Genomic DNA, 24,521 nt, shown 5'->3' on the forward strand with positions numbered 1-24,521 from the left:
ACCTCGCCTCTCAGGACGGGTCGGCGGAGGCGGTCTGGAGCAGGCGGTGGACGGCGTCGAGGGGGATGCGCAGCCAGTCGGGCCGGTTGCGGGCCTCGTAGACGACCTCGTAGAGGGCCTTGTCGAGTTCCAGCGCGGCCAGCAGGACCGCCTGGTCCCCGGCGCGCGGGTCGGCACCGACGACCTCGGTGTAGCCCGCGAGGAACGCCTCGCGGCACGCCTCGCCCCAGCCACCGGGGTCGGGGACGGTCGAGGCCGCGTAGTCGAAGGACCGCAGCATGCCCGCGACGTCGCGCAGCGCGAGGTCGGGCACGCTGCGTTCGGCGAGGGGTCGCAGCGGCTCGCCCTCGAAGTCCAGCAGGACCCAGCCGCGGGTGGCGGAGTGCAGGACCTGACCGAGGTGGTAGTCGCCGTGGACGCGCTGCAGAGCCGGGGCGTGGGTGACGTGGCGGACGGCGTCGACGCGGGCGCGGGCCGCTTCGGCGACGTCGCGCAGCTGCGGTACGGCGGTGCACGCCCAGGCGACCCGTTCCAGCAGGCCGTCGGCGAGCGCCCCCAACCGGTCGGGGGTGGCGGTCTCGGTGGGCAGTTCCACGGCGAGGACGGCGTGGACCTCGGCCGTGGCCCGACCCAGTTCGCGGGCCTCCGGCGAGAAGTCGCGGCCCTGCGCGACGGCCGCGGTGGCGACGCGCCAGGCGTCCTCGGAACCGGCGAGGAACTCGGTCACGTGCACGAAGTGCCCGACGGCGCGGCCACCCTGCGCGTCGGTCCACTGCCCGTCCACCCAGCCCGAGGGGCGGGGCACGCGACCGCAGCCGGCGTCGGCGAGCGCCGTCTGGACGACGACGTCGGGGTTGTCGCCGGCGGAGAGGACCCGGAACACCTTGGCGATGAGCGGGGTCTCGCCCTCGTCGGCGGAGACGACGATGGAGGTGTTGGACTGCTCGCCGCTGAGCACCTTGGTGCGGGCCGCCGCGGGGACGGGCAGACCACCGTGGGCGCTGTGGCCGTGCACGCCGAAGGCGCGCGAACCGGCGCCCTCCCCGCTGGCGACGAGGGTCAGCAGGGAGCGGGTGAAGGTCGGGTCGTGCGGACCGTCGTAGATCCAGGCGCGGACGCCGTCGACGTCGGGCAGTTCGCCGATGAGGGCGTGCGCGAGCGCCTCGTCGGGGGCGGGCCGGACGCTGATGGGGACGGAGTAGACGGTGCGGGGGGCGTCGTCGGCCTCACCGGATCGGACGGTGAGCGCGACGAGCTGCGCGACGCCGGTCTCGTCGAGCGGGGTGCGTTCGATGCGTTGCACGTGGGCCGCGACCCCCTTGTGCGCGAACCAGCGCTGGGCGGGGGCCCAGTCCCGCAGCAGGGCGGCGATGGCCTCGTCGGAGGCGGTGGAGGTCCGGACGTCGGCGCTCACGAGGTCACCTTCAGCCAGTAGAAGCCCCGCGAGCCGAGCGTGACGACCAGCGACCCGTCGGCGTCGACCTGCCCGAAGGCGGCACCGCCGAAGACGTCGCGGACGGTGGCTCCGGCGTGGCCCGGCATCCGCAGAGCGGCGGCCTGGGGGTGGTCGGAGAGGTTGTTCAGGCAGAGCACGGTTTCACCTTCCTCTTCGTGCGTCGGCTGCAGCACGCGCAGGAACGCGAGCACCGCCTCGTTGCTGCAGGAGCCTTCCTCGGGGCGTGCCTCGGCGCGCGTCGGGAGCGGCACGTAGGCCCCGCGCCCGAAGGCCGGGTGCGCCCGCCGGACGGCGAGCACGTCGCGGACCCAGTGCAGCAGCGAGGATCCCGTCGCGAGCTGCGCTTCGACGTTCACGGACTGGTAGTGGTAGACGAGCGACTGGATCGTCGGCAGGTACAGCTTGCCGGGGTCGGCGGAGGAGAACCCGGAGTTGCGGTCGGGGGTCCACTGCATCGGGGTGCGGACGGCGTCGCGGTCGTCGAGCCAGATGTTGTCGCCCATGCCGATCTCGTCACCGTAGTAGAGGCACGGACTGCCCGGCAACGACAGGACGAGGGCGTGGATGAGCTGGATCTCGGGTCGGGAGTTGTCCAGCAGCGGCGCGAGCCGGCGGCGGATCCCGACGTTGGCGCGCATCCGCGGGTCCGGGGCGTACCAGCCGTACATGGCGGCCCGTTCCTCGGTCGTCACCATCTCCAGCGTCAGCTCGTCGTGGTTGCGCAGGAACGTGCCCCACTGACCGCTGGAGGTGGGGATGTCGGGGGTGGCCGAGAGGATCTCCGAGATCGGGGTCGCCCGCCCCTCGCGCAGCGCGTAGTAGAGCCGGGGCATCACCGGGAAGTGGAAGCACATGTGGCACTCCGGGGCCTCCTCGGTCCCGAAGTACTCCACGACGTCGAAGGGCCACTGGTTGGCCTCGGCGAGCAGGACGCGGCCGGGGAACTCCTCGTCGACCATCTTCCGCAGCCGGTGCAGGTAGTCGTGGGTCTGGGGGAGGTTCTCGCCGTTGGTGCCCTCCTGGACGTAGAGGTAGGGCACGGCGTCGAGGCGGAAGCCGTCGATGCCCATGTCCAGCCAGAAGCGGACGGTGTCGAACATCGCCTCCTCCACGGCCGGGTTGTCGAAGTTCAGGTCCGGCTGGTGGGAGAAGAAGCGGTGCCAGAAGAACTGCCGCCGGACCGGGTCGAACGTCCAGTTCGAGGTCTCGGTGTCGACGAAGATGATGCGCGCGTCGGGGTACTTCGTGTCGTCGTCGCTCCAGACGTAGAAGTCCCCGTAGGGCCCGTCCGGGTCGTTGCGGCTGGCCTGGAACCAGGGGTGCTGGTCGCTGGTGTGGTTCATGACCAGGTCGATGACGATGCGGATCCCGCGCTGGTGGGCCTCGGTCACCAGGCGCTGGAAGTCGTGCAGGGTCCCGAACTCGGGCAGCACCGCGTTGTAGTCGGAGATGTCGTACCCGCCGTCGCGCAACGGGGAGGCGTAGAACGGCGGCAGCCAGAGGCAGTCGATGCCGAGCCACTGCAGGTAGTCGAGCTTGGCCGCCAGCCCGGCGAAGTCACCGGTTCCGGAGCCGTTGGAGTCCGCGAAGGCGCGCACCAGCGCCTCGTAGAAGACCGCCGTCTTGTACCACTGGGGGTCGTTCTTCAGACCGCCGCGGTCCCCGAGCCCGGCGAAGTGGAGACCTTCCACCGTCAGGACCGCACGTGGAACACGTGCGCGGGTTCCTCGTAGGGGTTCAGCCGCACGAAGTCGTGCTCGCCCCACTCGAACTCCGCACCGGTCAGCTCGTCGCGCACGGTGAACCGTTCCCACCACTCGCGCCCGATCGCGGCCATGTCGAGGTGGACGTTGGTCTCGCGGACGGCGTGCGGGTCGAGGTTCACGACGACGAGGACGAGGTCCTCGGTGCCGTCGGCCTCGACCCGGCGACGGCTGAAGCACAGGACGTTCTCGTCGTCGGTGGCGTGGAAGACAGTGCCCCGCAACTGCTGCAGGGCCGGGTGCGCGGCGCGGGCCTGGTTCAGCTTCTTCAGGTAGGGCGCCAGCGACCACCCCTCGGCCTCGGCCTTGGCGAAGTCCCGGGGACGGAACTGGTACTTCTCGTTGTCGAGCTGTTCCTCGGCCCCCGGACGGGCGGCGTGCTCGACGAGTTCGTAGCCGGTGTAGATGCCCCAGGACGGGCTGAGCAGCGCCGCGAGGACCGCGCGCAGCTTGAACACCGGCGGCCCGCCGTACTGCATGGTCGGGGTGAGGATGTCGTGCGTCGTCGGCCAGAAGTTCGGCACCATGTAGTGCGCGGACTCCTGGGAGAGCTGCTGGACGTACTCGCGGATCTCCCACGCGGCGTTGCGCCACGCGAAGTAGGAGTACGACTGCTGGAACCCGACCTTGGCCAGGGTGTGCATCATCGCCGGCTTCGTGAACGCCTCGGCCAGCCAGACGACCTCGGGGTGCTCGGCGCGCACCTCGTTGATCAGCCACTCCCAGAACTCGACGGGCTTCGTGTGCGGGTTGTCGACGCGGAACAGCGTCACCCCGTGCTCGATCCACACGTCGACGACCCGCTTGACCTCGGCGTAGATGCCGGCGGGGTCGTTGTCGAAGTTCAGCGGGTAGATGTCCTGGTACTTCTTCGGCGGGTTCTCCGCGTAGGCGATCGTGCCGTCGGCGCGCGTGGTGAACCACTCGGGGTGGCTCGCCACCCAGGGGTGGTCCGGCGCGCACTGCAGGGCGATGTCCATCGCGACCTCGAGGCCGAGCTCCCGGGCCCGGGCGACGAAGAAGTCGAAGTCCTCGAAGGTGCCCAGGTCGGGGTGCAGCGCGTCGTGCCCGCCCTCGGCCGCGCCGATCGCGTACGGCGAGCCCGGGTCGAGCGGGCCGGCGGTGAGGGAGTTGTTGGGGCCCTTGCGGTTGATCCGCCCGATCGGGTGGACGGGCGTGAGGTAGGCGACGTCGAAACCCATGTCGGCGATCGCGGGCAGCCGCTCGGCGGCGGTGCGGAACGTCCCCGAGACCCAGCGCTGCTCGTCCTCGAGCCAGTGCGCCCCCTCGGAACGGGGGAAGAACTCGTACCAGGAGCTGAACGTCGCCAGCTTCCGTTCCACCCGCAGGGGGAAGGTCTGCGACGGGCTGACCAGGTCGCGGACGGGCAGGGCGTCCAGGACGCCCCGGACGGCGTCGCTGCGCCCGGCGTCGAGACGGTCGTGGTCGCTGCGGGAGGTGTCGCGCAGGCCGTCGGCGGCCTCGCGCAGCACGTCCGCGTCCCCGTCGGGACGCCCCGGGGAGGTCGCTGCGCGCTCCATCAGCCGCGCGCCCTCCTCCAGCATCAGGGCGACGTCGACCCCGGCCTCGACCTTGATCGTCGCGTCGTGGTCCCAGGTGCCGTACGGGTCCGACCAGCCCTCGACCCGCAGGCCCCAGTCGCCCTCGGTGTCGGGGGAGAGCGTCGCCACGTAGGCGTCGAGGCCGGCGTTGACCAGCGTCATCCGCGTCGAGGGGCCGTCCGTGCCGTCCGGGCGGACCAGCACCGCGGTCGCGGCGACGGCGTCGTGGCCTTCGCGGAAGACGGTGGCGCGCACGGGGATCAGCTCACCGGGCACGGCTTGGGAGGGCCAGCGGCCGGCGTCGACGACGGGACTCACCCCGAGCACCGGGATGCGCCCCACGACGGGGGTGCTGGTCGCCGTGCTCTGCACGGTCAGCGTCTCGAGGTCTGCGGCGCGGTCGGTCGTCACGGGGCGAACCTACCGAGGGCCACGCCTCCCGTCGCGCGGGAGGGGCACGGGGAGTCGGGAGGGAGTCGGGCGGGAGGACGGAAGGTCTCCGCGCGTCGTCGCGGTGGCGTGATCCCGGGGACTAGGGTCCGGCGCGTGAGAGCAATCAGGCGCTTCACCGTCCGCACCGTGCTGCCCGCGCCGTTGGCGCCGCTGGGTGAGCTCGCGAGCAACCTCCGCTGGTCCTGGCACAAGCCCACCCGGGACCTCTTCGAGTCGATGGACCCCGCGGCCTGGGTCGCCGTGCACCGAGAACCCGGGGCGCTGCTGGGCGCCCTGAGCACCGAACGCCTCGAGGCCCTCGCCGCCGACCCGCGGTTCGTGGAGCGGGTCGAGGCCTGCGCGGAGGACCTGCACACCTACCTGGAACGACCGGGCTGGTACGCCACACTCGGGGCCGACGCGCCGGCGACGGTGGCCTACTTCTCGATGGAGTTCGGCATCACCGGTGCGCTGCCGCAGTACTCCGGGGGCCTCGGGATCCTCGCCGGGGACCACCTGAAGTCCGCGAGCGACCTCGCCGTCCCCATCGTCGGCGTCGGCCTGTTCTACGCCACGGGGTACTTCAAGCAGTCGCTGTCCCGTGACGGCTGGCAGCAGGAGACCTACCCGGTGCTCGACCCCGACGGGCTGCCGCTGTCGCAGCTGCGCGAGACCGACGGCAGCGCCGCCAAGGTCTCCGTCGACCTGCCCGGTGGGCGTCGGCTGTGGGCGCAGGTCTGGAAGGCGCAGGTCGGGCGCGTCCCGTTGCTGCTCCTCGACTCCGACGTCGAGGAGAACGACGACGCCGCCCGGGGGGTCACCGACCGTCTCTACGGTGGGGGTGGCGAGCACCGGCTGCAGCAGGAACTCCTCTGCGGCATCGGCGGTGTGCGCGCCCTGCGCCTGCACGCCCGCCTCACCGGGACCCCGCAGCCGGAGGTTTACCACACCAACGAGGGCCACGCGGGGTTCCTGTCGGTGGAACGGATCCGCGAGCACGTCGAGCGGGGACTGAGCTTCGACGAGGCCCTGGAAGCCGTCCGCGCCGCGACGGTGTTCACCACCCACACCCCCGTCCCGGCCGGGATCGACCGCTTCGGCCGCGACCAGATCGAGCTGTACTTCGGCGGCGACAACCCGCTGCCGGGCGTGCCCGTCGAGCGCATCCTGGCGCTCGGGGCCGAGGACTACGAGGGCGGGGACCCCGGCGTCTTCAACATGGCCGTCATGGGGTTGCGGCTCGCGCAGCGCGCCAACGGGGTGTCCCAGCTGCACGGGGCCGTCAGCCGCGGGATGTTCGACGGCCTCTGGCCGGGGTTCGACGCCCCCGAGGTGCCGATCGCCTCGATCACCAACGGCGTCCACGCCCCGACGTGGGTGGCGCCCGAGGTCATCTCCATGGGCCGGCAGTACATCGGCAAGGAGATCGCCCGCGACGGACTGGGCTTCGAGAAGGTCGGCCAGGTCCCCGACGAGGAGATCTGGCGGACCCGGCGGGTGCTGCGCGGTCGTCTCGTCGAGGACGCGCGGCGGCGGCTGAAGCTGTCCTGGTTGCAGCGGGGGGCCTCCGAGGCCGAGCTCGCGTGGACCAAGGACGTGCTCGACCCCGACGTGCTCACGATCGGTTTCGCCCGCCGCGTCCCGACCTACAAGCGCCTCACGCTCATGCTGCGCGATCCCGAGCGGCTCAAGGCCATGCTGCTGCACCCGCAGCGTCCCGTGCAGCTGGTCATCGCCGGGAAGTCGCATCCCGCCGACGAGACCGGCAAGCGCCTCATCCAGCAGATGGTCCGCTTCGCCGACGATCCCGAGGTGCGGCACCGGATCGTGTTCCTGCCCAACTACGACATCACGATGGCGCTCTCGCTCTACCCCGGCTGCGACGTCTGGCTGAACAACCCGTTGCGTCCCTTCGAGGCGTGCGGGACGAGCGGGATGAAGGCCGCGCTGAACGGCGGCCTGAACCTCTCCATCCTCGACGGCTGGTGGGACGAGTGGTACGACGGTGGCAACGGCTGGGCGATCCCCACCGCCGACGGCGTGGAGGACCCCGAGCACCGCGATGACCTCGAGGCCGCCGCGCTCTACGACCTCGTGGAGAACTCCGTCGCCGCGCGGTTCTACGACCGCGACGAACGGGGTCTGCCGGCCCGCTGGCTGGAGATGGTCCGTCACACCCTGGCCTCCCTCGGCCCGAAGGTGCTGGCGAGCCGGATGGTCACCGACTACGTCGAGCAGCTCTACGTGCCGGCCGCCCGGGCCGGCCGCGCGGCGCTCGCCGGTTCCGGGGCCGCGGCCAAGGACCTCGCCGCCTGGAAGAGCACCGTCCGCCGGGCCTGGCCGTCCGTGCGGGTGGACCACGTCGAGAGTTCCGGCGTCGGCGACTCCGCCGAGATCGGCGACGTCGTCCACGTCAGGGGTTTCGTGTCGCTGGGGGAGCTCTCCACCGACGACGTCGAGGTCCAGGTCGTCCACGGCCGGGTCAACGACTCCGACGAGCTGCGCCCCTCGGGCACGGTGTCGCTGCACCACGGTGAGTCCTTCGGCGACGGCCGGCACCGGTTCGAGGGGGAGTTCACCCTCCGCCAGACCGGCCCGTTCGGCTACACCGTGCGCGTCCTGCCCCGCCACGCGGGGCTGGCCACCCCCGCCGAGCTGGGCCTCGTCGCCAACGCCTGAACCCCGGGCGCCTGGTCACCCCCTCCGACGGGGGTGACCAGGTCGTGGCGAACGGCGCCGGGGAGCCCGGACGGGTCGTGTCGACGCCGACCCGGCCGCGTCGGACCCGGCCCCGCGCTTCGTGAGAGTTCCGTGTCCTGAACGTGCTTGCGTCCGCCGAGGGGGGTGTCGTAACCTCACGTAATCCATTGCGCAATGGATTACGTCTCGAGCCACAGGCAAGGGTGCCCATGAGCGAGTGATCAGCCGTCGATCTCCCCACCGCACTCCACCGGCACCGCACGCGTGGTCGCACCCACCGCGCCCGTCCACCCCGTGTCACGAGCTCGCGGTCCGCCGCAGCGGACACCCCCACGCACCACCCGTCTCCGACGGGCCCGCCCAGCAACGTCCAGACCTCGTCGAGGTCACCAGGAGGAACTGTCATGCGCGCCACCACCCGCAGAACCCGCACCATCGCCCTCGCCGCCGTGATCCTCGCCGTCCCCACGGCTCTCGCGGGCTGCAGCGCCACGAAGACGGGTGACACGGGCAGCAGCGGCGACAGCGGCGGCACCCTCAAGATCGGTCTGGTCACCAAGACCGACTCCAACCCCTACTTCGTCTCCATGCGCGACGCCGCCACGAAGGAGGCCAAGGCCGAGGGCGCGGAACTGATCGCCAAGGCCGGCACCGCCGACGGCGACAACGACAGCCAGGTCACCGCGGTGGAGAACCTCATCGCCTCCGGGGTCAAGGCCATCCTCATCACCCCCAACGACTCCAAGGCCATCGTGCCGACCCTCAAGGCCGCCCAGGCCAAGGGGATCTTCGTCGCCGCCCTCGACACCCAGACCGACGGCAACCAGGGGGTCGACGCGACGTGGGCCACCGACAACACCAAGGCGGGCGAGGAGCAGGGCGCCTACGTCAAGGCGGCGCTGGGCGGCACCGCGCCGGTCCTGGCGATGCTCGACCTGCAGCCCGGCGTCTCCGTCGGCGACCAGCGCCACGCCGGTTTCCTCACGGGCATCGGGCTCACCGACGACAGCCCCGAGATCGCCGGCAAGCAGGACACCAGCGGTGACCAGGCCAAGGGCCAGACCGCGATGGAGAACCTGCTGCAGAAGAACGACGCCATCAACGCCGTGTACACGATCAACGAACCCGCGGCGATCGGCGCCTACACCGCGCTGAAGAACGCCGGCAAGGACACGACCACGGTGCTGGGCTCCATCGACGGCGGCTGCACCGGCGTCACGGCCGTCAAGGACGGCAAGATCGCCGCGACCGTCATGCAGTTCCCCTCCAAGATGGCCGTCGAGGGCGTGAAGGCGGCGGTCGCGTTCGCGAAGGACGGCACGAAGCCCACCGTCCCGGCCTCGGGGTACATCGACACGGGCGTGCAGCTGATCACGGACAAGCCGCTGGGCGGCCTGGAGTCCCAGGACACCACCTGGGGCCTGCAGAACTGCTGGGGAACCGCCTCCTGATCCCGCGCGGTCCGGCGCGGCGTCGCGCCGGACCGCGGTCCTCGACCGTGAACAGCGACCCGAAAGGCGTCCCGATGTCCGACTCCCTCCAGGTGGCGAGCGAGAAGGCGGCCGAGGTGCCCGACACCTCGGGAACCCGCGCCGCGACCCTCGCGGACCACATCTTCCGCAACCCCGTCCTGGGCCCCCTGTCCGCCCTGGTCCTCGCCATCATCGCGTTCTCGGTCCTCACCGAGAACTTCGCGAGCGTGGACAACTTCTCGCTGATCCTCCAGCAGTCCGTCGTGGTGGGGACCCTCGCCCTGGGGCAGACCCTCATCGTCCTGACCGGCGGCATCGACCTGGCCAACGGCGCCATCATGGTGCTGGGGACCCTCGTGGTCGCCAAGCTCGCCGCCGGCAGCACCGGGGCCCAGGTTCCCGCGCTGTTCGCGGGGCTCCTCGTCTGCGCGGCGCTCGGGCTCGTCTCCGGCCTGATCGTCTCCAAGCTGGGCCTGCCGCCGTTCATCGTCACCCTCGGGTTGCTGACGATCCTGCAGGCCGCCTCGCGGCTGTACACCAAGGAGACCGTCCTCGTCGACGAGGGGCCCCTGACGGTCCTGTCCAAGGGCGGATACCTCTTCGGGCAGTTCCAGGTCACCACCGGCGTCGTCGTGGTGCTGATCAGCGTGGCGGTCCTGCACTACGCCCTCACCCGCACCGCGTGGGGCCGGCACGTCTACGCCGTCGGCAACAACGACCTCGCGGCCAAGCGCACCGGCATCAACGTGAACCGGGTCCTGCTCTCGGTGTACGTGCTGGCGGGTGTGTTCTACGCCCTCGCTGCGCTGCAGGCGTTCGGCCGCAGCCCGGCGACCTCCCCCAACGCGTTCCCCACCGCGAACCTGGACACCATCACCGCCGTCGTCATCGGCGGCACCAGCCTCTTCGGCGGCCGCGGCACGGTCGTCGGCACCTACATCGGGGCCCTCATCGTCCTGGTGCTCCAGTCCGGTCTGACCCAGGCCGGCATCGACCCGCTGTTCCAGAACATCGTCACCGGCGTCCTGGTCATCGCCGCGGTGGCCCTCGACACCGTCACCCGGAGGAAGGCGCGATGAGCGACACCGTCTTGGAGGCCCGCGGCATCGTCAAGCGCTACGGGCACGTCACCGCCGTGGCCGGCGCGGACTTCGACCTGCGCGCCGGGGAGATCCTGGCGGTCATCGGCGACAACGGCGCCGGCAAGTCCAGTCTCATCAAGGTGCTCTCCGGTGACGTCGTCCCCGACGCCGGAGAGGTCCTGCTGGACGGGAAACCCGTGCACTTCCGCAGCCCGCAGGACGCTCAGCGGGCCGGGATCGAGACCGTCTACCAGGACCTGGCGATGGCTCCCGCCCTCGACATCGCCACGAACCTCTTCCTCGGCCGCGAGCTGCGCCGGAAGGGGCCCCTGGGCTCGGTCCTGCGCATGCTCGACGTCAAGGAGATGCGCCGCCAGTCCCGCCGGCAGATGGACGAGCTCGGCATCACGACCCTGCAGTCCATCACCCAGCCCGTCGACAGCCTCTCCGGCGGTCAGCGGCAGACGGTGGCGGTCGCGCGGGCGGCGGCCTTCGGGCGTCGCGTCGTCATCATGGACGAGCCCACGGCCGCCCTCGGGGTCCGGGAGTCCCAGGGTGTCCTGGACCTCATCCGGCGCATCAGCGCCACCGGGATCCCCGTGGTGCTGATCAGCCACGACATGCCGGCCGTGTTCGAGGTCGCCGATCGCATCCACATCCACCGCCTCGGTCGCCGGGCCGCGGTCGTGCGGCCCCAGGACCACGAGATGAACGAGGTCGTCGGGTTCATGACCGGTGCGCTGCCGCCGCCGGAACCGGTGCAGGAGGTCGCGCCGTGAGCATCGTCGTCGGCTACGTCCCCGACGGCACCGGGTTCCTCGCCGTCACCGAGGCGGTGCAGCAGGCGCGCTGGCGCGGCAGCGACGTCGTCATCGTGAACACCGTCGACCGGGCCGGGTACACCAGGCCGACGGCCGCCGACGAACGCGACCTCGACGCCCTGCAGGAACGCATGACGGACGAGGGCGTCCCGTTCCGCATCGAGCACCGCGACGCCTCCTCCACCCCGGTCGCCGAGGTGATCCTGGAGATCGCCGAGGAGATCGGCGCGGAACTCATCGTCGTCGGCCTCCACCGCCTCTCCCCGGTCCGCAAGGCCCTGCTGGGCAGCACGGCCCAGCGGGTCCTGCTGGAGGCGACCTGCCCGGTGCTCGCCGTGCGCTCCACCTCGCCGTGAGCGGTGCCGGGCTCCGGCCGCGGGTCTCACGCGTCGACGACCTCGTCCGGTGCGTGCGACGGCTGCAGGCAGGCCGGGACCGGGTTCTCGTCGGGATCGTGGGTGAGCCCGGCAGCGGCAAGAGCACGGTCGCCGGAGCGGTCGCCACCCGTCTCGGGGGGGATGCCGCCGTGGTTCCCATGGACGGTTTCCACCTCGCCAACCGCGAACTGGTCAGGCTGGGGCGCCTCGACCGCAAGGGGGCGCCCGACACCTTCGACGTCGCCGGGTACGTCACCCTCCTCGGACGCCTGCGATCCCGCGCGGACGAGGTCGTCTACGCCCCCGACTACCTCCGGGAGTTCGAGGAGGCGGTGGCCGGGGCGATCGCCGTGACCACGGAGGTTCCCGTCGTCCTGACCGAGGGGAACTACCTGCTCAGCCGGGCCGGGGGCTGGTCGCAGGTCGCGCCCCTGCTCGACGAGGTCTGGTACGTCGACACCGACCCGGCCCGTCGGGTGGAGCGCCTCGTCGCCCGGCACGTCGCGTTCGGGAAGGACGAGACGTCCGCGCGCCGCTGGGCGGAGGGCAGCGACGAGGACAACGCCGCCGTGGTGCGCAGTTCCCGGGACTACGCCGACCGGGTCATCGACGGGGAGACGCTCGACGTGCCGCTGCGGGGTTCCCCGGCGTCGTGAGGCGCGTGACCGCCCGCCCCGGTGTTCTCCCAGTGCAGACCGCCGGGGCGGGCCGGCCGGTCGGGTGCGACACCCCCGCAGCCGCAGGACGTGCGGTGCGCGACGACGGGACGCAGAACTTCCCGGCGGACGGCGATCGAGCTGTCCGACCGCCGGCTGTTCAGCATCTCCACCGCCCGCTGAGCCATGGCCCGCACGGGCTGGGCGACCGCGGTGAGGGCGGGTTCGAACAGGTCGGCCCACTCGAAGTCGTCGAAGCAGACCAGGGCCGTGTCGTCGGGAACGCGCCGGCCGGTGGCCTTCAGCGCCCGGAGCGTCCCGATGGTCATGGCGTTGTTGCCCGCCACCAGCGCGGTCGGGGGGTTGCTCAGGCCCAGCATCTCCTCCACCGCCTCCTGGGCCCCGACGCTGCTGCTGCGACCGGACCTGACCAGTACGGGATCGACGTCCAGACCCGCTTCCTCGTGGGCCAGGCGGAAACCTCGCAGACGTTCCTCGCTGGTGGTCATCCCGGGAATCCCCGTGACCATCCCGAGGCGCGTGTGGCCCAGGTCCAGCAGGTGCGCCGTGATCTCGCGGACCGGTTCGACGTTCTCCACCGCCACCTGGTCGCAGTCGATCCCCGGGTCGATGCGGTCCACGACCACCAGGGGGCCGCCGTAGCGGGCGGCGAGGCGCAGAGCACGTTCGGGAGACCGGCTGGGAGCCAGGACGAGGCCGTCGACGCGGCGGGACATGAGGTCCTCGACCACGCGGTCCTCGATGACCGGGTCGTCGTGGGTGTCGGCGAGGAGTATCGAGGTTCCGGTTCCCCTGAGGTTCCGCTCGATCTCCTGCACGATCGTGGCGAAGTACGGGTTCGAGATCGCCGACATCGCGATGCCGATGATCCCGCTCGTGCGGGTGCGCAGCGAACGGGCGAACGGGTCGCGGACGTAGCCCAACTGCTCGATGGCCTCGTGCACGCGGCGTTCGGTGGCGGGGGTGTGTCGCCGGGACTTGTTGACGACGTGGGAGACGGTGGCCGTCGACACCCCGGCGAGCCGCGCGACATCCGCCATCGTCAGCGATGAGCGTCCCGACACAGTGGCTCCCAGGAGGTGGTGAGGATACGACTCGACCTCCATCATAGCGGGCCCCGTCCGGGCGGCAGGTTCCCACGATCCCACCTCGGGAGTTTCGCGGGTGACGTCACCTCACCCCGGTGGGCCACCGCGCAGGGCGCGGATCTCCGCGCGGAGTCGTGCCTTGACGTCCTCAGGAGCGAACGACGCCGCCACCCCGTTCAGGGCCAGCTGTTCGACCACGTCGTCCCCGAAACCGAGGTCGAGGCCGACGTGCTCGAACTCGGCCTGCAGGCTCGTGGCGAAGAACACCTCGTCGTCGGTGGAGAGGTTCACCGACAACCCGGCCTCGATCATGCGGGCGACGGGGTGCTGCGCGTCGAAGGCCCAGCCGGAGAGCAGGTGCGCCGACTTCGGCGTGCAGCAGAAGTGCACCCCGGCGGCCCGGGCGCGCTCCACGACGGCCGGGTCGTCGACGACGTGGTACCCGTGGTCGACGCGGTCCAGGTGCAGCACCTCGACGGCCTCCACCACCGACGCGGCGGTCGAGGTGGCGATCTCGCCGACGTGGGCGGTGAGGCGCAACCCCGCCGCGCGGGCCCGGGCGTAGACGGGTTCCCACGTCAGCGGTGACTCGTACCCGTCGGCGGCGAGGTCGTCCTGACCGAACCCCACGACCGCGGGGTGCGGGTTCGCGAGGACGACGTCGAGGGTGGCGTGCGCGGCCGCGAGGTCGAGGGAACGGTTCAGCGCCGGCACGATCCCGAAACCGACGCCGAACTCCTCCTCGGCGCGGGTCAGGCCCTCCACCAGCCCGGCGAGCACGACCGGCCACGGCAGGCCCAGCTCGGCGAAGTTGTGCGGGTTCACGGAGTACTCGCGGTAGCGCAGGTTCGTCGTGGCGACCGCCGCCCGGACGCCCTCGTACGCGACGAGGGCCACGTCCTCGCCGGAGCGGAAGACCGCGTGCGCCGCGTTGAACAGGACGAGGAAGTCCTGCAGACCGGTGTAGCGGGCCAGTTCCGCCGGATCGTCGCTGGGCAGCGGCACCCCGCGTTCGCGGGCCCACCGCAGCAGCCGCTCCGGGCGGATGGTGGAGGCGAAGTGGCAGTGCAGCTCCGTCTTGGGCAGCGAGCGCAGGAACTCCGGGGTCGACGCGCTCACCCCGCGAGCCACGCGTCGACGGCCGCGACCTGGGTGGCGACGAAGTCGGCCGGGGCGGCGGATCCCTCGAGCGAGGCCTTGGCGACGCCGGCGAGCTCCGCGTCGGTGAGCTTCAGCTCGGTGCGGGCGGTCTCGTACTCCTCGAGCAGGCCGGGGCCGAAGAGCAGCGGGTCGTCGCCGTTGAGCGAGCAGCGGACGCCGGCCTCCAGGAGGGCGGGGAGCGGGTGCGCGCCGATCTCCGGGACGACCCACAGTTCGACGTTGGAGGTCGGGCAGACGTCGAGGACGATGCCCTCGGCCGCGAGCCGGCGGACCAGCTCCGGGTCCTCGACGGCGCGGACGCCGTGCTGGATGCGCTGCGCCCCGAGCTTGTCGAGGGCGCCGACGATGCTCTCCGGACCGAGCAGTTCCCCGGCGTGCGGGGCCGACTTCAGGCCGGCCTCGCGGGCGATGTCGAAGGCCCGCTCGAAGGGGGCCGGCGGCCAGAGGGCCTCGTCGGCGGCGAGCCCGAAGGAGACGACACCGCGTCCGGCGAACTCGGCGGCCAGGACGGCGAGGGTCTCGGCCTCGCTCGTGGGGAGGCTGCGGATGGCGACGGCCATCAGACCGAAACCGATGCCGAGCCGGGTGGCCTCGGTCTGCCCGACCTCGAGCATGAAGGTCAGGACCTCCTCGGGCGTCCCGAACCGCGGGACGTAGAACATCGGGTTCGCCTGGGCCTCGATCCAGACCGCGCCCGCGAGCGCGGCGTCCTCGACGACCTCGCGGACCACCCGGGCGAGCTGCGCGCGGGTGCGGATGAACGCGACCGCGCCGTCGTAGTGCTCGACGAACTGCGGGAACGAGGTGAAACCCCGGGTGGGGGGAGCGGCCTCGCCGGCCTCCGCCGCGAACTCGGCGAGGGTGGAGGGACGCATCGCGCCCTCGAGGTGGATGTGCAGGTGCGCCTTGGGCAGCGTCGCGAGATCGCGCATGGTGTCTCCTGGTGGGTGGTTACCCTGTCGGGATGGAACGGGACCGGTTGCTGCGGCTGGTGGCGGAACACGTCCTGGCCCACGGTGTCACATCGCTGACGTTGCGCGGGCTGGCCCGGTCCGTGGGTTCCAACCACCGGATGCTGTTGTACTACTTCGGCAGCAAGGAGCAGTTGATCGGGGAGGCGCTGCAGGCCGTCGGCCGCGACGCGTTCCCCTCCTTCGAGAACGCGTGGGTCGCCCTGGAGAACGGTGAGAGCGATCTGCGGGGCGACCTCCAGCACGTCTGGGACCAGATCGCCGACCCGGCCAACCTGGCGTTCCTGCGGTTGTTCTTCGAGGTGTTCGGCCAGGCCTCCCAGCAGCCCGGGTACGCGGAGCTGCTGGGGGACATCGGGTCCTGGCAGCGACCCGCGGTGGCGCGGTTGGAGCGGGAGGGGCTGGCGCCCGCGCTCGCCCGGGCCCGCGCCACCGAACTCATCGCGTTGTGGCGCGGGCTGCAGATGACGCTGATCATCACCGCCGACCACGCCGGGGTGGACGCGGTGCAGGCGCAGGCGCTCGAGGCGTTCTGCGCCCGCACCGGCGCTCAGACCGCGGTGGGTTCCGGCACGTAGCGCGCGCCCGGGTGGTCGGCGCTCAACCGCGGCGAGGAACCCCCGATGCGTTCGCGCAGGGACCCGGAACCCGCCGGGCGGTCCTCCTCGGCGAGCAGGCGCCCGCGGCGCCGGAGTTCCGGTACGACGAGTTCGCAGAACAGGCGGTGGTCGGAGGGGGAGAAGATCGCCTCGAGCAGGAACCCGTCGACGCCGGTGACGTCCATGATCTCCTCGAGCCGGTCGGCCACCTCGATCGGGTCGCCGACGACCGTGAAGCCGCGGGTCCCGCGACCCCGCAGTTCCTCGAGGACCTCGCGCACCAGGGGCCAGGTCCCGTCGGCCCGCTTGAACCGGTCGATGTTGCTCTGCCCCATCTGACCGATGCGGCCGTCGCTGCTCTCGTGGATCTGGCTGAGCGGGCGGTCGGGGTCGAGGGCGGACAGGTCGATCCCGGTGTTGCCGGCGTAGATCACGGCGGCGACCTCGTCGGTCTGCATGTCCTCGAACTCGGCCCGCCGCGCGATCGCCTCGTCGTGGGTGGCGGCGACGGTCACGGTCGCGCCGACGAGCACCTTGACCGACTGCGGGTCGCGGCCGGCCGCCGCCGCGCGGGCGCGGATGTCGGCGACGTTGGCGGCGGCGTGCGGCAACGTGGTGCCCTGCAGGAAGACGCACTCGGCCTGCCCCGCGGCGAACTCGCGACCGCGGTCGGAGCTGCCGGCCTGGAAGAGGACGGGGGTGCGCTGCACGGAGGGCGCGACGGTGAAGAACCCCGAGGAGCGGAAGTGCTTGCCGACGTGCTCCACGCGGTGCAGCTTGTCGCGGTCGGCGAAGACGCCGGACTCCTTGTCCTGCACCAGGGCCGCGTCCTCCCAGCAGCCTTCCCACAACTGCAGGGTGAGGTCGACGTACTCCTGGGCCATCTCGTAGCGGGTGTCGTGCGCGACCATCTCGGTGTGCCCGAACAACTGGGCGATCGTGTCCTGGGAGGCGCCGGTCACGATGTTCCAGCCGATGCGGCCGTTCGTCAGGTGGTCGAGGGTCGCGAAGCGCCGCGCCGTCGCCACCGGGTGGTCCACGCCGGTCGAGGAGGTCAGCACGAAACCCAGCGTGGAGGTGTGGTGGGCCAGGGTCGGGATGATCATCATGGGGTCGATCCCGCTGAAGTTGAGGCCGCCGGCGGCGGCCACGGCCGGCAGGTCACCGCCCACGGTGGGGTAGCCGTAGCCGTCGGCGAAGAACAGGAAGTCGAAACCCGCGGCCTCGAGGAGCTGGGCCACGTCGATCCAGTGCTGCAGTTCCCGGTGGTGCACGGAATCGCTGTACGGGTGCGACCAGCTCAGCGTGCCACCGACCTGCGGCCCCGCGACCTCGAAAACTCCCAGGTGCATCGTGCGCACTGGTGTGACCCCTCTCGTTGAACCGACTGGTTCAGATGACAGCACACCCGTGTTTCGGGCGTGTAAAGCTCGTGCGAGGTGCGTCCGGGGTGCGTCCGGGGGCAGGGGGCGGGCGTGGCCGAGCCCGACGGTGTCTCCCCGTGGGGGACTGTGACGGATCCGTCACCACTCGTCCCCCGCTCGGCCCACCCCGGAGTCCCCGTAACACGGTTGTCACACGATGAGCCGCCACGTAACCCCCCGTTCACGCGGACGTGACAGCCCCGCAGCGCGCAGGTGCTTCAGTACCGGATCAGAGCCGAACGTCAGCCGGCCTCGTCTGTCCGCACCGATCCGTCCCGGACTCGCAGGACACCCAAGCACCCGTGGAGCAGCTCATGAACGAATCCCGTCCGCGTCTCGTCGGCGACCGTCGCACCTTCCTCCGCGGCACCGGCCTCGGCGCGCTCGCCGTCGCCGGGATCACCGGCCTCGCCGCCTGCGGCAACGACGACGCCGGGTCCACCACCGGTTCGAGCAGCGGCGGTTCCTCCGACGGTTTCGGCGAGATCTCGGTCCAGCTGTCCTGGATCAAGAACATCGAGTTCGCGGGCGAGTACATGGCCGACAGCAAGGGCTACTACACCGCGGCAGGCTTCTCCAAGGTCAACCTGCTCGCCGGTGGCAGCTCGGGGACCGCGGCCGAGGCGATGGTCCTCTCCAAGAAGGCCCTCGTCGGTCTGTCGTCGCCGACGCTGACCGGCCCGGCCATCGCGAACGAGGACGCGCCGCTGAAGATCATCGGTGCGACCTTCCAGAAGAACCCGTTCTGCCTGGTGTCGGTGAAGGAGAAGACCCCGGTCGCGACCATCGCCGACCTCGCCGGCAAGAAGGTCGGGATCCAGACCGGCGGCAACGAGACGATCTTCGACGGCTTCTGCAAGGCCAACGACATCGACAAGTCCACCTTCACCATCGTCCCCGTGCAGTACGACCCATCCGTCGTGGAGACCGGCGAGGTCGACGCGTTCATGGCCTACCTGACCAACGAGCCGATCCTGCTCGCCGGCCGCAAGCTCACCCCGGTCACGCTGGGCTTCGCCGACAACGGCCTCCCCGTCGTCTCCGAGACCTTCACCGTCCTTCAGGCCACGATCGACAAGGACCGCGACCTGCTCAAGGCCTTCCTCAAGGCCGAGATCCAGGGCTGGAACGACGCGGTCGCCGACGCCGCCGCCAGCGCCGCCCTCGCGGTGAACACCTACGGCAAGGACCAGGACCTCGACCTGGCCGAGCAGACCCAGGAGGCGACCGCGCAGGCGGCGCTCATCGTGTCCGAGGACACCAAGGCCAAGGGGCTCTTCACGATGACCCAGGCGCTCATCGACGAGAACATCCAGGCGCTCGAGGTCATGGGCACCAAGATCACGGCGGAGGACCTCTTCGACCTCTCCCTGCTGGAAGAGGTCTACCAGGAGAACCCGGACCTCATCACCGGCTGAGCCACCGGCTGAGTCACCCCTGCGCGGTACCCCGTCGCCGTCCTCGAGAAAGGCCAGACCGTGTCGTACGACACCCCGTCCCTGTCCGTCACCACCGGCGCCGCGGGAACGCTCTCGGCCACGACCGATCCGAAGGGCCACCCCGAGGCGGCGACGGGTTTCAACCTCCAGGGCCTGACCAAACGCTTCGACCTGGGCCGCAAGAGCGTCCTGGCGCTGGAGCAGACGAACCTGGGGACGCGCAAGAACGCGTTCCTCTCGCTGCTCGGGCCCTCCGGCTGCGGGAAGTCGACCATCCTGCGCATCCTCGCGGGGCTCGAGACCCCTTCGGGAGGGGAGGCGCTGGTCAACGGCATGACGACGCGGGAGCTGCAGCGCGCCCACGAGCTGGGCGTCGCGTTCCAGGACTCCGCGTTGCTGCCCTGGCGCACGGTCGCCCAGAACATCCGGCTGCCCCTCGAGGTCGCCGGGGTCAACCCGTCGAAGGGCCTCGTCGACGACCTCATCGGCCTCGTCGGGCTGAAGGGGTTCGAGAAGGCCAAGCCGGCCCAGCTCTCCGGCGGCATGCGCCAGCGCGTCTCCATCGCCCGTTGCCTCGTCGTGCAGCCCACGGTGATGCTGCTCGACGAGCCCTTCGGGGCGCTGGACGACATGACCCGCCAGCGCCTCAACGTCGAACTCCTGCGCATCTGGACCGAGAAGCCCGCGACGACCCTCATGGTGACGCACGGGATCTCCGAGGCGATCTTCCTCTCCGACGTCGTCGCCGTCATGAGCCCGCGCCCCGGCCGGGTCGTGGAGGTCGTCGAGATCGACCTGCCGCGCCCGCGCACGCCGGAGATGATGCGCACCCCGGAGTTCCACGCCTACCACGACCGGCTCTCCGAGATCCTCTTCGGCGGCGGCAGCGGGGACGAGCACTGATGTCGGAGAACGTCGTCGCCCCGCGTTCGCAGGCCGAGGTCGAGGCCTCGGTCACCGGTCTCGCCGGCGCCACGGCCCCCCGCAGCAGGCGCGTCGTCGCCGGGAAGGAGATGCCGCCGTGGGTCGGCGGCGTCATCGGCGTCGTCTCGGTGCTGGCGGTCTGGAGCCTGGTCAGCTCGATCTTCTTCGGCAGCAACGGCATCGTCCCCACGCCCTGGGGCGTGCTGCGCCAGTTCGGCGACACCGGGTTCCAGACCTACTGGAACAACCTCTCGGTCACGACGTCCTCGGCGGCGCAGGGCTGGCTGTGGGGGAACCTCGCCGCCATCGCCATCGCGGTGATCGTGCTGCTCATCCCGCCGTTGGAGGGGGCGGCGAACCAGGTCGCGGTCATCTCCTACTGCATCCCGCTGACGGCGATCGGGCCCATCGTTCTCATCGTCTCCGACCCGGGAGCGCGGACGGCCTCGATCTTCCTCGCCGCGATCAGCGTCATCTTCACCTCCGTCGTCGGCTGCCTGCTCGGGTTGCGCGCCGCCGACCGCACCGCCCTCGACGTGGTGCACGCCTACGGCGGGTCGACGTGGACGGCGCTGGTGAAGGTGCGCCTCATCGCCGCGCTGCCCAACGTCTTCGGTGCCCTCAAGCTCGCCGCCCCGGCCTCCTTCCTCGGCGCGGTGCTCGGTGAGTACCTCGGTGGGGTGGACTCCGGCATCGGCATCATGATCATCGCGGCGCAGACCAACCTCAGGTACGCGCAGATCTGGGGCCTGGCGATCCTCTGCGGCCTCATCGCGGGCCTCGCCTACGTCGTCATCGGCCTCGTCGCGAAGCTCCTCACGCCCTGGTCCTCGACCGGTGAACGGAAGGCGGGTCTCTGATGGCCACCACGACCACGGGTGCACCCGCGGGCACCGAAGTGCACGAGAACCGCAGCAACGCCTCCGTCGCCTCCGCCGTGGGCAGGCGCATCGGGATCTCCGTGCTCACGCTGGTGATCTCCGCGGTCGTCCTCGTCATCGCCTGGTACGCCCTGCTGCGCATCCTCGCCATCGACGAGTTCGTCGGCAAACGCCCGCTCGACGTCTACCAGTGGCTGTTCGCCGACGACAAGGCCGCCGCCAACCGCAGCGACATGTGGGGCTGGCTGAAGGTCACGCTCACCGACTCGGTCACGGGTTTCGTGGCCGGGGTCGTCGGCGCGATCGTCGTCGCGTCGCTGTTCACCGTGATCCGCCCGCTCGAGTTCGTCTTCATGCCGCTGGCCATGATGCTGCGCTCGGTCCCGCTCGTCGCGATGGCCCCGATCATCGGGATGACCTTCCACTCCGAACTGCTGCGCGCGGCGACCATCGGCGGCGTCGTCGTGTTCTTCCCCGTCCTGGTCAACGCGGCCATCGGTCTGCGTTCGGCCTCCCCGCAGGCGATCGACGTGATCCGGGTCAACGGCGGGACGAAGTGGACGGCACTGCGCCTGGTCGCCGTACCGACCGCGCTGCCCAACCTGTTCGCCGCGATCCGGATCTCGGTGCCCGGTGCGGTCATCGGCGCGATGCTCTACGAGTGGCTGTTCAGCGGGACCGGGTTGGGATCGGAGATCTTCCGCGCCAACGCCAACGTCCAGTACAACAAGCTCTGGTCGATCGTCGTCGTCGTGACGTTCACCTCGATCCTGCTCTACACCGTCGTCAGCATCGTGGAGACGCTGGTGCTGGCCAAGTGGGGACCCAACGCCGGACGGCGCTGACCACCGCGTCGGGTTCGGTGAGGTGCGGCCAGTGCCCGGGGGAGAGTTCGCGCAGGTCGACCGAACCCACCCCCGGGTTCAGGGCGTGCAGGGCCGCGGCGTCGACGTCGCGGCTGGAGCGCACGTGGAGCGCCGGGACCCGCAGCGCGGCCAGGAGCGGTCGCGGGTCGAGGGTGAGCACGTCGAACCACAACGGGCGCAGCGCGGCCTCCGGGGTGGCGAGGATCCCGGCCACGACCTCCTCGCGCAGTTGCGGCCGGCGGGGTCCCCACGAGGAGCGCATCGACTCCTCGAGCACGGTGCGCCACGACGGTCCCCGCACGTCGCCCGCGCGGGCGACCTTGCGCGCCAACGCCTCCGGGGTGACGGGCACGTTGGAGTCCAGCAGCACCAGCCGCTCGACGAGCGAGGGGTGCCGCGCGGCGATCACCAGGCCGACGATCCCGCCGGTGCTGTGACCCACGAGCACGGAACCCGCCGGGACCCGTGTCGCCACCTCCTCGGCCACGGCGTCCAGGGACGCCCGGCCCGCCACCGCAGGCGCACCGTGGTGGCCCGGGAGTTCGAGCGCCCGCACGTCGAACCCGCCGGAGAACGCCCCGGCCAGGAACCGGAACTGCGAGGTGTCGCAGCCGAGGCCCGGGAGGAGGACCAGCGGGTTCACGCGGTGGCGAGGACCCGCACCGACCACGGCGCCAGCCGCAACGAGCGACCGGCCGGGGTGGCCCGGTGGCGGCGGTCGGCGGTGCTGGACCAGCGGGGCTGGAACGTCGGCAACCCCTCGACCCTCGGCAGCACGACGTCACGCTGACGCGGTCCACCGTTCACGACGACGAGGACCGAGGCCTGACCGCGGTCGCGGCCGTCGACCAGGACCTGCAGGATCCGCCGGTCCGCCTCGTGCCAGTTCTCGCCGCTCATGGGCGTGCCGTCCTCGGCGAACCACATCAGGTCGCTGCGCTGGTCGCGGATCGGCGACCCGCGCCGCACCCCGGCCTCGCGCAGCACCGGGTAGCGCCGGCGCAGGGCCAGGAGTTCGCGGACGTCACCGAGCAGTTCACGCTGCCAGCCCTCGAGCTCCCAGTCGATCCACGACGTCTCGTCGTCCTGGCAGTAGGCGTTGTTGTTGCCGCCCTGGCTGCGCCCGAACTCGTCACCCGCGGTGATCATCGGGACCCCGGTGGAGAGCACCAGGGTCGCGAACACGTTGCGGATGGCGCGTCGGCGCAGCTCCAGGACCGCCGCGTCGCTCGTGTCGCCCTCGACGCCGTGGTTGTAGCTGGTGTCGGAGTCGCTGCCGTCGCGGTTGCCCTCGCCGTTGGCCTCGTTGTGCTTGCGGTCGTAGGCGGTGAGGTCGGCGAGGGTGAACCCGTCGTGGGCGGTCACGAAGTTCACGCTCGTGAGCCGGCCGCGCGCGACGTCGAAGGTGTCGGCGGAACCGGCGAAGCGGGTCGCGAGCTCCGGCAGGCCCCGGCCCCCGGCGACGGGGGCCGGGTGGCCCCAGGAGATCTCGCGGGCGTCGGTGAGCCAGAACCGGCGGATGCCGTCGCGGAACCGGTCGTTCCACTCGTGGACGGGGGCCGGGAACTGGCCGGTGCGCCAGCCGTAGGGCCCGACGTCCCACGGTTCGGCGATGAGCTTCGTGCCGGCCAGCACCGGGTCGGCGCCGAGGGCGACCAGGAACGGGTGGTCGGGGGAGTACCCGTCCCGCCCGCGCGCCAGGGTCGTCATGAGGTCGAACCGGAACCCGTCGACGCCGTACTCGGTCACCCAGTGCCGCAACGAGTCCAGCGCGAACTGCACGACGCGGTGCTCGGCGAAGTCGAGGGAGTTGCCGCACCCGGTCACGTCGAAGGGGCGGCCGCCGGCGTCGCGCAGGTAGTACGTCGAGTCGTCCAGACCGCGCAGCGAGAGGTGCGGGCCGTCCGGCCCCTCCTCGCAGGTGTGGTTGTAGACGACGTCGAGGATGACCTCGATCCCGTTCTCGTGCAGGGCCATCACGGCGCGCCGGAACTCCTCGCGCACGGCGTCGGCCCCGGCGTCCCGGGCCGCCGCGCTCGCGTACCCGGCGTGCGGGGCGTTGAACCCGAGGGTGTTGTACCCCCAGTAGTTCGACAGCCCGCGCCGGCGCAGGGCGATCTCGGAGGTGCTCGCGTGCACCGGCAGCAGTTCCAGGGCCGTGACGCCGAGGGAGTTCAGGTGGGCCAGGACCGCGGGGTGCGCGAGCGCCGCGTACGTCCCGCGCTCGGCCTCGGGCACCTCCGGGAACCGCTGGGTCAACCCGCGCACGTGCGCCTCGTAGAGGACGGTGTCGGACCACGGGGTGCGCGGTCGTTCGCCCTCGAGCACCCGCAGCGCCTCGGGCATCGGCGCGAGCACCACCCCGCGGGGGACGTGCGGAGCGCTGTCGCGGGGGTCGGCGACCGCGAGGTCCTCGCCCTCGAGGTCCTCACCGACGGTGTGCCCGAAGATCTCGGGGGTGAGGGCGACCTCGCCCTCCACGCCCCGGGCGTAGGGGTCGAGCAGCAGCTTGGCCGGGTTGTGCCGCAGCCCGCGCTCGGGGTCCCAGCGGCCGTGCACGCGCAGGCCGTAGCGGGTGCCGGCGACGAGACCGGGGACGTGACCGTGCCACACGCCGAGCTCGACGTCGGGCAGGGCCGTGCGGGTCTCGCGTCCCGCGTCGTCGAAGAGGCACACCTCGACCCCGTCGGCGTGGGCCGCCAGCACCGCGACGTCCGCCCCGTCACCGGTGAGCGTGACCCCCAGCGGGTGCGCGCGGGTCGGCGCGCCGCGACCGGGCGACGACGCTGCGGTGGGCTCTCGGTGGGTCGGGACAGGCACCGGCGC

General features: G+C 71.5%; 20 protein-coding genes. 11 read left to right on the forward strand and 9 right to left on the reverse strand.

The window, feature by feature from the left end; translation table 11 throughout:
* Window positions 1-10: 10 nt before the first annotated feature.
* Genes ACFQ46_RS13670 through ACFQ46_RS13680 form a run of 3 tightly spaced genes read right to left on the reverse strand, consistent with a single transcriptional unit; the run spans window position 11 to window position 5,192 of the window.
* The gene (locus ACFQ46_RS13670; protein WP_380259965.1) at window positions 11-1,414 is read right to left on the reverse strand and encodes an aminoglycoside phosphotransferase; all 1,404 of its coding nucleotides are present in this window, start codon (window positions 1,412-1,414) and stop codon (window positions 11-13) included.
* Window positions 1,411-3,147: a maltose alpha-D-glucosyltransferase gene (treS, locus tag ACFQ46_RS13675; protein ID WP_380259966.1), complete on the reverse strand. Its 1,737-nt coding sequence runs from the start codon at window positions 3,145-3,147 to the stop codon at window positions 1,411-1,413. The genes ACFQ46_RS13670 and treS overlap by 4 nt, the downstream gene beginning before the upstream one ends.
* A 2-nt stretch (window positions 3,148-3,149) precedes the next feature.
* Window positions 3,150-5,192, reverse strand: a complete 2,043-nt coding sequence (locus ACFQ46_RS13680) for an alpha-1,4-glucan--maltose-1-phosphate maltosyltransferase (protein WP_380259967.1) — start codon at window positions 5,190-5,192, stop codon at window positions 3,150-3,152.
* Between the two features lie 135 nt (window positions 5,193-5,327).
* On the opposite strand from ACFQ46_RS13680, the gene glgP reads away from it, so the two are divergent.
* The 6 genes from glgP to ACFQ46_RS13710 all read left to right on the forward strand — a co-directional run bounded on the left by glgP (window position 5,328) and on the right by ACFQ46_RS13710 (window position 12,321).
* Window positions 5,328-7,892, forward strand: a complete 2,565-nt coding sequence (gene glgP, locus ACFQ46_RS13685; protein WP_380259968.1) for an alpha-glucan family phosphorylase — start codon at window positions 5,328-5,330, stop codon at window positions 7,890-7,892.
* Window positions 7,893-8,317: 425 nt separating this feature from the next.
* Complete coding sequence (locus tag ACFQ46_RS13690; RefSeq protein WP_380259969.1) at window positions 8,318-9,364, forward strand: substrate-binding domain-containing protein; 1,047 nt, start codon at window positions 8,318-8,320, stop codon at window positions 9,362-9,364.
* Window positions 9,365-9,438: 74 nt separating this feature from the next.
* Window positions 9,439-10,464, forward strand: coding sequence for an ABC transporter permease (locus ACFQ46_RS13695; protein ID WP_380259970.1), 1,026 nt, complete (start codon window positions 9,439-9,441; stop codon window positions 10,462-10,464).
* Window positions 10,461-11,246 carry an ATP-binding cassette domain-containing protein gene (locus tag ACFQ46_RS13700; protein ID WP_380259971.1) on the forward strand — a complete coding sequence of 262 codons (786 nt, stop codon included), beginning with the start codon at window positions 10,461-10,463 and terminating at the stop codon, window positions 11,244-11,246. Before ACFQ46_RS13695 ends, ACFQ46_RS13700 begins: the two co-directional genes overlap by 4 nt.
* Window positions 11,243-11,644: a universal stress protein gene (locus ACFQ46_RS13705; protein ID WP_380259972.1), complete on the forward strand. Its 402-nt coding sequence runs from the start codon at window positions 11,243-11,245 to the stop codon at window positions 11,642-11,644. The genes ACFQ46_RS13700 and ACFQ46_RS13705 overlap by 4 nt, the downstream gene beginning before the upstream one ends.
* A gap of 53 nt (window positions 11,645-11,697) precedes the next feature.
* The gene (locus ACFQ46_RS13710; protein ID WP_380259973.1) at window positions 11,698-12,321 is read left to right on the forward strand and encodes a nucleoside/nucleotide kinase family protein; all 624 of its coding nucleotides are present in this window, start codon (window positions 11,698-11,700) and stop codon (window positions 12,319-12,321) included.
* On the opposite strand, the gene ACFQ46_RS13715 is transcribed toward ACFQ46_RS13710, so the two are convergent.
* The 3 genes from ACFQ46_RS13715 to add (ACFQ46_RS13725) form a co-directional block, all read right to left on the reverse strand.
* Complete coding sequence (locus ACFQ46_RS13715) at window positions 12,255-13,406, reverse strand: LacI family DNA-binding transcriptional regulator (protein WP_380259974.1); 1,152 nt, start codon at window positions 13,404-13,406, stop codon at window positions 12,255-12,257. The genes ACFQ46_RS13710 and ACFQ46_RS13715 overlap by 67 nt on opposite strands.
* 111 nt (window positions 13,407-13,517) lie before the next feature.
* Window positions 13,518-14,549, reverse strand: coding sequence for an adenosine deaminase (gene add / locus ACFQ46_RS13720; protein WP_380259975.1), 1,032 nt, complete (start codon window positions 14,547-14,549; stop codon window positions 13,518-13,520).
* The gene (gene add, locus ACFQ46_RS13725; protein WP_380259976.1) at window positions 14,546-15,523 is read right to left on the reverse strand and encodes an adenosine deaminase; all 978 of its coding nucleotides are present in this window, start codon (window positions 15,521-15,523) and stop codon (window positions 14,546-14,548) included. The genes add (ACFQ46_RS13720) and add (ACFQ46_RS13725) overlap by 4 nt, the downstream gene beginning before the upstream one ends.
* 32 nt (window positions 15,524-15,555) lie before the next feature.
* Here add (ACFQ46_RS13725) and ACFQ46_RS13730 point away from each other — a divergent pair, with 32 nt between their 5' ends.
* Window positions 15,556-16,140 (forward strand): TetR/AcrR family transcriptional regulator, encoded by a 585-nt coding sequence (locus ACFQ46_RS13730; RefSeq protein WP_380259977.1) that lies wholly within the window; start codon window positions 15,556-15,558, stop codon window positions 16,138-16,140.
* Here the strand turns inward: ACFQ46_RS13730 and ACFQ46_RS13735 are convergent.
* Window positions 16,113-17,513, reverse strand: a complete 1,401-nt coding sequence (locus ACFQ46_RS13735; RefSeq protein ID WP_380260000.1) for an NtaA/DmoA family FMN-dependent monooxygenase — start codon at window positions 17,511-17,513, stop codon at window positions 16,113-16,115. The two genes, ACFQ46_RS13730 and ACFQ46_RS13735, sit on opposite strands and share 28 nt — an antisense overlap.
* Window positions 17,514-17,899: 386 nt before the next feature.
* On the opposite strand from ACFQ46_RS13735, the gene ACFQ46_RS13740 reads away from it, so the two are divergent.
* From ACFQ46_RS13740 to ACFQ46_RS13755, 4 genes are read left to right on the forward strand one after another with little or no spacing between them, the layout of a single operon-like run.
* Window positions 17,900-19,003, forward strand: a complete 1,104-nt coding sequence (locus ACFQ46_RS13740) for an ABC transporter substrate-binding protein (protein ID WP_380259978.1) — start codon at window positions 17,900-17,902, stop codon at window positions 19,001-19,003.
* 60 nt (window positions 19,004-19,063) lie between these two features.
* Complete coding sequence (locus ACFQ46_RS13745) at window positions 19,064-19,927, forward strand: ABC transporter ATP-binding protein (RefSeq protein WP_380259979.1); 864 nt, start codon at window positions 19,064-19,066, stop codon at window positions 19,925-19,927.
* Window positions 19,927-20,808, forward strand: coding sequence for an ABC transporter permease (locus ACFQ46_RS13750; RefSeq protein WP_380259980.1), 882 nt, complete (start codon window positions 19,927-19,929; stop codon window positions 20,806-20,808). The genes ACFQ46_RS13745 and ACFQ46_RS13750 overlap by 1 nt, the downstream gene beginning before the upstream one ends.
* Window positions 20,808-21,674, forward strand: coding sequence for an ABC transporter permease (locus tag ACFQ46_RS13755; protein WP_380259981.1), 867 nt, complete (start codon window positions 20,808-20,810; stop codon window positions 21,672-21,674). The genes ACFQ46_RS13750 and ACFQ46_RS13755 overlap by 1 nt, the downstream gene beginning before the upstream one ends.
* Here the strand turns inward: ACFQ46_RS13755 and ACFQ46_RS13760 are convergent.
* Both ACFQ46_RS13760 and glgX read right to left on the reverse strand, forming a co-directional pair.
* Window positions 21,616-22,338 carry an alpha/beta fold hydrolase gene (locus tag ACFQ46_RS13760; protein ID WP_380259982.1) on the reverse strand — a complete coding sequence of 241 codons (723 nt, stop codon included), beginning with the start codon at window positions 22,336-22,338 and terminating at the stop codon, window positions 21,616-21,618. The genes ACFQ46_RS13755 and ACFQ46_RS13760 overlap by 59 nt on opposite strands.
* Entirely contained in the window at window positions 22,335-24,515 is a 2,181-nt protein-coding gene (glgX, locus tag ACFQ46_RS13765; RefSeq protein ID WP_380259983.1) for a glycogen debranching protein GlgX, read from the reverse strand. The genes ACFQ46_RS13760 and glgX overlap by 4 nt, the downstream gene beginning before the upstream one ends.
* Between the last annotated feature and the right edge of the window lie 6 nt (window positions 24,516-24,521).

It is taken from the genome of Kineococcus sp. GCM10028916, assembly GCF_042674865.1.
GTDB lineage: Bacteria > Actinomycetota > Actinomycetes > Actinomycetales > Kineococcaceae > Kineococcus.

Bases quoted from the DNA above. Each gene is read 5' to 3' on its own strand.
- ACFQ46_RS13740 (WP_380259978.1), top strand. From the start codon at position 17,900: ATGAACGAATCCCGTCCGCGTCTCGTCGGCGACCGTCGCACCTTCCTC.
- ACFQ46_RS13700 (WP_380259971.1), top strand. From the start codon at position 10,461: ATGAGCGACACCGTCTTGGAGGCCCGCGGCATCGTCAAGCGCTACGGG.
- ACFQ46_RS13750 (WP_380259980.1), top strand. From the start codon at position 19,927: ATGTCGGAGAACGTCGTCGCCCCGCGTTCGCAGGCCGAGGTCGAGGCC.
- ACFQ46_RS13735 (WP_380260000.1), bottom strand. From the start codon at position 17,513: ATGCACCTGGGAGTTTTCGAGGTCGCGGGGCCGCAGGTCGGTGGCACG.
- add (WP_380259976.1), bottom strand. From the start codon at position 15,523: ATGCGCGATCTCGCGACGCTGCCCAAGGCGCACCTGCACATCCACCTC.
- ACFQ46_RS13695 (WP_380259970.1), top strand. From the start codon at position 9,439: ATGTCCGACTCCCTCCAGGTGGCGAGCGAGAAGGCGGCCGAGGTGCCC.
- ACFQ46_RS13690 (WP_380259969.1), top strand. From the start codon at position 8,318: ATGCGCGCCACCACCCGCAGAACCCGCACCATCGCCCTCGCCGCCGTG.
- ACFQ46_RS13755 (WP_380259981.1), top strand. From the start codon at position 20,808: ATGGCCACCACGACCACGGGTGCACCCGCGGGCACCGAAGTGCACGAG.
- ACFQ46_RS13730 (WP_380259977.1), top strand. From the start codon at position 15,556: ATGGAACGGGACCGGTTGCTGCGGCTGGTGGCGGAACACGTCCTGGCC.